3 protein-coding genes and 1 pseudogene are annotated in these 6,245 nt (G+C 42.6%); 1 reads left to right on the forward strand and 3 read right to left on the reverse strand.

Annotated elements, in window-relative coordinates:
- Together ebgA and ebgR are read right to left on the reverse strand one after the other, a co-directional pair.
- Positions 1 to 3,087 carry a beta-galactosidase subunit alpha gene (gene ebgA / locus MD535_RS01945; protein WP_390902876.1) on the reverse strand — a complete coding sequence of 1,029 codons (3,087 nt, stop codon included), beginning with the start codon at positions 3,085 to 3,087 and terminating at the stop codon, positions 1 to 3.
- Positions 3,088 to 3,511: 424 nt separating this feature from the next.
- Complete coding sequence (ebgR, locus tag MD535_RS01950; protein ID WP_265673232.1) at positions 3,512 to 4,495, reverse strand: transcriptional regulator EbgR; 984 nt, start codon at positions 4,493 to 4,495, stop codon at positions 3,512 to 3,514.
- Positions 4,496 to 4,760: 265 nt separating this feature from the next.
- On the opposite strand from ebgR, the pseudogene MD535_RS01955 reads away from it, so the two are divergent.
- Positions 4,761 to 5,091 (forward strand): annotated as a pseudogene (locus tag MD535_RS01955) (tRNA-binding protein).
- Positions 5,092 to 5,621: 530 nt separating this feature from the next.
- Here the strand turns inward: MD535_RS01955 and MD535_RS01960 are convergent.
- On the reverse strand, positions 5,622 to 6,245 hold a 624-nt coding region (locus MD535_RS01960), incomplete at its 5' end, for an Lcl domain-containing protein (protein ID WP_265673233.1).

Below are 6,245 nucleotides of genomic sequence, written 5' to 3' on the forward strand. Positions count from 1 at the left end.
CTATGCCTCCAATTCTGGGTTTGTCGTGAAGACGCTATCATTGCTGAAAAAATCATGGCTGAAGTGATGCTTTGCTAACGTTTGTGCATCGCAGTTGCCCGCGTGGATTGGCAACAACGTAAAGCCATAACAGAATGTTTCCATGTAAACACGATAGGAATCGAGCACCTCACTTCCCCAGGAGTTGGACCCTAGCCCCATGAGTTTATGGTCGATGTTAAGCGTAATATGACCGCTTTTTTCCAACTCATTAGTATGCTGCGCGTGGTGAATGTTTTCATTGGTGTAATGCCAAGCACTCACATTTACTTCATCTTGAGGCTTAATGAGTAAACCTGCGCCACTTCGGTCAGTGAACGCCGCCCAGCGAACATGCTGACGGTTGCCGTTATTTTGTGGGAATGGATAGTTTTCAAACATCTCCTCAACGGTTGTTCGATAAACATCAATTAGGTTGGCTTGCTGACTATCTTGGTAGTTCTCTTCTGGGCCACGACCGTAGTAGTTCACTTGCTCAAAATTATTATCAATGCCAAGTTCAAAACCAATCGTAGGAATAACATGGGGGTAATCACCATATCGCTCGCCGCTAAGTTCAATGTTCAGTTGTCCATTGGCGTCAACTTGATAGCGATAAGTACAACGCATACCAAAATCAAACACCGGTGGCGCAATAATACTCGTTGTTGTGATAGCAACACTTCCCGACGCTTCTACCACGTCGAGTGAACGAAAGTGCTCTTGCATAATCGCTAAATGAGCAGGTTCCCACAGACCGTCGTGCTCTTGCTTATGGTTATCAATCATAGGCTTGAAGAAGTTAAGCTTAGGCTCTGAGACAATCAGCTCTTTCCCATCGACCACCCAAGAAGCTAACTTGCCATTGAGCTTCGAGAAAACCAGAGCAAAGTTCTGCCCCACAATTCGGTACGCTAATTGACTCTGTTCCACATTAAGTGCGGTGGCATTGTTACTGGTAAATGCTGGCAGTTCTTCAGTACTGTCTTTCAGTTTAAACTGATAGTGAGCAATGACATGATGCGCTTCACTGTAGGACGTTCGAGAATCTTTACGTACGGTGAAAGTAATAAAGATTTCACGTGAATCTAACGGCGGCAACGCGATTTCAATCTGCCTTTCTGAATTCGCTGCAAGCTCCATCACCTTAATTGGTAATGTTGCCAACGTGTCGCCTTCTGCTCGAATATCGGCAGTGATGGTGTAGTCGTCCATATCGGAGAACCACAGTTTATTTTCCACCACAAACACGCCATTCTGTGTATCCACTTCACGGATTTTGATTGGCGCAATGACCTGTTTATACTCTTTTAGGCCCGGTCCCGGTGTTTGATCTGAGTAGAGGAGTCCATCCATGCAGAAATTATAGTTGTTTGGGTAGTCACCATAGTCACCGCCGTACTTCAGAAACTCCGTGCCATTCTCGTCTTTTGCCAAAATACCGTGATCACACCACTCCCACACATAATGTCCTTGAATGTGGTCATGTTGATAAAACACATTTTGATATTCACTGAGCCCACCAGGGCCATTGCCCATTGCATGCGCGTATTCACAAATAATACGTGGCTTTTCATGAGGGTATTCACCAAAGGCATTCATCTGCTGAACGCGCGAATACATGGTCGAAATGATATCAACGACTTCTGCATCTCGGTCTTCTTCATAATGAACTAAACGCGTATCATCAATGGACTTCGTAGCGTCGTACATAGCGCGGATATTACACCCGTAACCAGATTCGTTTCCTAGCGACCACATAATGATAGATGGGTGATTCTTCTGTGCGTGAACATGGCGAACCGCACGGTCAACAAACACCGCTTCCCATGCAGGGTCATTAGTAATACGGCTTAGATCGCCGACATTCGCAAAACCATGAGTTTCTACATCGGTTTCAGCCATCACAAACAAGCCATAAATATCACATAGTTCATAAAATCGAGGGTCGTTGGGGTAATGCGCCGTACGAACAGAGTTGATGTTATGTTGCTTCATCAAAATCAGATCTTTCTCTACACGATCCAACCCCACTGCCCGGCCTTTAATATGGTCATTATCATGACGATTCACGCCATGGAGCATGACATAACGGTTGTTGATATAGAAAAGTCCATCGCGAACTTTAATGTCTCGAATACCAACACGCTGAGGAACAACCTCGACAATGTTGCCTGCGCCATCTTTTAGCGTCAGCATGAGTTGATAAAGGTGCGGATTTTCTGCTGTCCATGGAATCGGAGAACTCAACGGGATAGACACTGTAGAGCATAACGAAGACTCAATGTTTAAATGCGTTAAAGCCCCTTGAGATACAAGGTCGTCGCCATCGTACAATGCATAATCCAGTGAATAGTTGGCCGTGTCGATGGAGGGGTTTGTTGTATCAATAGAAGGTAAGTTTTCCATATCAACATGACAGGTGACCGTCGCATTTTGATAATCGTCAGAAAAATCCGTACGAACCGTAACATCTTGGATATGAACCGGCGATTTCCCCACTAAGTAGACGTCTCGGAAAATACCCGCCGTCCACCACATATCTTGATCTTCAATATAAGTTGAGTCCGCCCATTGCATGACTCTCACAGCCAATAAGTTTTCGCCTTGCTGAACATAGCTGGAAACATCAAATTCTGCGGTTAAACGGCTGCCTTTGTTAAAACCCACATACTGCCCATTGATATAGACTTCAAAATAGGTTTCCACACCATCAAATTTGATGATGGTTTGCTTATCTTGCCAGTTGCTCCCCAGCGTAAAAGTACGTTGGTACGCCCCCGTAGGGTTATCAGTAGGAACAAAAGGCACGTCAATTGGGAATGGGAACCCTTCATCGGTATATTGCAGTTCACCATAGCCTTCCATTTGCCACATGCTAGGAACCGTAACGTGTGGCCACGCAGACATTGGCGTGGTGTAAAAATCATCCGGTACAAGCAACGGGTTAGTAAAGTAGTTAAAGTGCCACTGGCCGCTGAGCATCATGAAATGGCTGCTCAGTTCACGCTGGAACGTTTGCGCCTTATTAACTGAATCATAAGAGAAGAAGTATGCGCGCGGCGCCATACGATTCTCATGTAAGTGAAGGAAATTCTCCCAGTTATTCACGTCTAACCTCCGGGTCTAAAACGACCGTGCTTTCATTAATCTAAAAAGAGCCGATTTGATGCGCTCTGACTTAATCATGTAACCTGACACGGATATTAGTAAAAGTTTTAGTAAAACATAACCAGTAAAACCACCCAGCATTAACCCGATCACATTTTTGTTGATGATTGCATCAATTCTGTGAGTTAGATGGCAGAATTTTAGTAAAACATGGAATGGTAGAAAAACAGGAATGTAGGTTCAGAGGTAGAGGTAGAGGTAGAGGTAGAGGTAGAGGTAGAGGTAGACTAACAGTACTATCTACCAGGGATACGATATCTTTATTGGCAAATTGATTCGCTATAAAGATATCGTAAATAACTCGCCATAGACGAAGATACGACTATTTCGTGGTATTACGCAGCTTCAGTTTACTTGGCACATACACTTGTAAAGGAAGGGTTCGACCATCTCTGGCCCTCTCCAGCAAAAGGTTAGTCCCTTGAATCCCCATCATCTCTGAATGAATTCGCACCGTCGATAGTGATGGAAAAGTAAATCTTGCTGTTGGAATATCATTAATACTAATGAGTGCGATGTCATCTGGGATGGTTAAACCATGTTCATGTATTGCTCTTAAAACCCCAATAGCAATAGAATCGGATGCAATAAACAACGCACTCGGACAAGACGGTTTGGCTAACATATCCTTTGCAAGCTTATACCCTGAAGCACTAGAAAAATCGCCGCGATAGATGTCATCCGGCGAAACCACTCCCTTTAAACAGCCGTATTCAGCAAAGGCCTTTTCACGAATATCCGCGGTATTTGGTTGGTCTTGCCCACCAATAAAGCCAATTCGCTTGTAACCCTGTTCAATGAAGTAGTCCGCAATTTCTTTACTAATTCGCGTCAGATCGATATCTACAGAGTCGTAAGGAACACTCGAGTCACTAAAATCTACAAAACAAATATTGTCGGTATACTTTGTTACCTTATCCAACAATGCTGCACTATTACGACCGACAACAAGTACACCTGTCACCTTCATATTTTCAGTCGGTAATTTATTGTTATAACAGTTTGTTAGCTCTATCCCCAGCTTGTTACATTGCATCTCGATCCCATGACGAATCGAGAGATAGTAAGGATCATTCACTTCTGCTTCTTGCTTGTAATTGTAGACCGCTAAAAAATGATGCTGCTGTTTTTTGCTTAACACCGATTTTTTTGAGCTACTGGTTTTGTATTCTAACTTTTCTGCGATTTCCAGTATGCGAAGCTTGGTCTCTTCTTTCACACTCAACGTGGGATCATCGTTAAGAACACGTGATACGGTAGCTAAAGACACATTCGCTTCATTAGCGATTTCTTTTAACGTTGCCATTCCTTAATACCTTTTGGCAAGGCTCACTATTTTGTGGGCGACTATTTGACTTTCATTATTGTAATCAAATCGACAAGAAATGTACGTATTTTTAGTAAAATTTGATTTCACCAGTAATGAAGCTATCGAGCCACTGCTTCGAAGATCTCATCCGCCAGCCATTTGAACGGCGACCGACCACAAACCTCACCCTCATGTGCAACTTGCAATATTTAGACAAACTGATAACGCAAGTAAAACTTTACTAAAATATATAGGAATAACTATGAACACGATTAAATTCTCAGATTTCTCAAAACTGGATATTAAAACTGGGACAATAATGGACGTAAAATGCCACTCGAACGCCGATAAATTGTACATCGTCCAAGTCGATGTCGGCAGCAAAACGCTACAAACGGTAACGAGTCTTGTGCCCTATTACGACGAAGAAGAGTTAACTGGGAAATCGGTTGTCGTGCTATAACCTAGAAAAAATGAAGATGCGCGGTGAAGTCTCTGAATGCATGCTACTTTGCGCTGAAACGGATGATGAATCAGAAAGTGTCCTATTAACACCAGAGCGACTAATGGGAAATGGCGTTCAGATAGTTTAAATAAGCTTGATTGGAAGTTATCACTAACAAAAAACTAAGCCTTGGGTGTTATGGTTCATTGAGAGTTATATTTGGTACTACTGATTTTAAAATTTAAGCTACAAACAGCGCACGCAGCATATTCTGAATGACTAATAACACGGAAATATCGCTATTCCCGACTTCAGAGAAATAGTTTTGTTATTATTCAATAGGTGACGTACTGCATTCTCAATTGGCGCATTACTACACCTACAACTCTTTGGTTCTGAAAAATTTAACCCTTATGAACTATCAAGTGAAAGTATCGACCTCATTTTTCCAGATCAAAAAAACCGAAATCACTGAGCCTTCATCTTCTGCTTGAATAACATATACCATTTGGTCACCCAATTCCTAGTCGATTATTTTCAAACAGCCATAATACATCGATTTCAAAAGAAACGTCCGCCTGAAGACTCATGAATTTAAAGTTATTAAAACGTAATTATATTCTAAGATTCAGCATTTGACTTATAATTAAGATTAAGATTAAGATTAAGATTAAAAAGTTAAAGATTAGGTGTTGAAACGCAAGAAGCGTAGAGCGTATAACCTGGTTTAAGACCGAAGACACTACCATCGTTGAGGTTCACACCATAATAAACCGAACCATTAGCCGTCACCGACCAGTAGTAGGAACTAGTAGGCCAAGCGCGCGCGGTAAACATGTTACTAAACGTATCGTATAACTCCACTTCTAGCTCATCTCGCGTCGCTAAGCGCCAGTTAGTACGCCCTCCGAGATTCTGAGCATTGTAGAAATCGCACAATGTATTTGCATTGAACCAGTTAAATCGGTAGAAACTACCGGAAGGCCCATAAGTTCCGTTTTCACTATAGTTATTATCTGCATCACTTACTCCAACGCTGTCTAGATAAGCGGTTGATGGTGAGTTGGTAAACAGCTTACCACCTCCCACATTGAAGATATCAATACAAGGACCGGATAAGTCGATACATACTGTCACATTTACGGTATTACTGGTAATCCCGTCCTTCCTTGCCGTCAGTGTTGTATTACTCACATCCACCCCTGACAATAAACCACCAGAAGTCACCGTGGCTGTAGCCGTATCATCCGGTGTCCAAGTGACAGACGTCGTGACATCTGAGGATGTGCTATCACTGTACGT

This window comes from Vibrio qingdaonensis, assembly GCF_026191675.1.
Classification (GTDB): domain Bacteria; phylum Pseudomonadota; class Gammaproteobacteria; order Enterobacterales; family Vibrionaceae; genus Vibrio; species Vibrio qingdaonensis.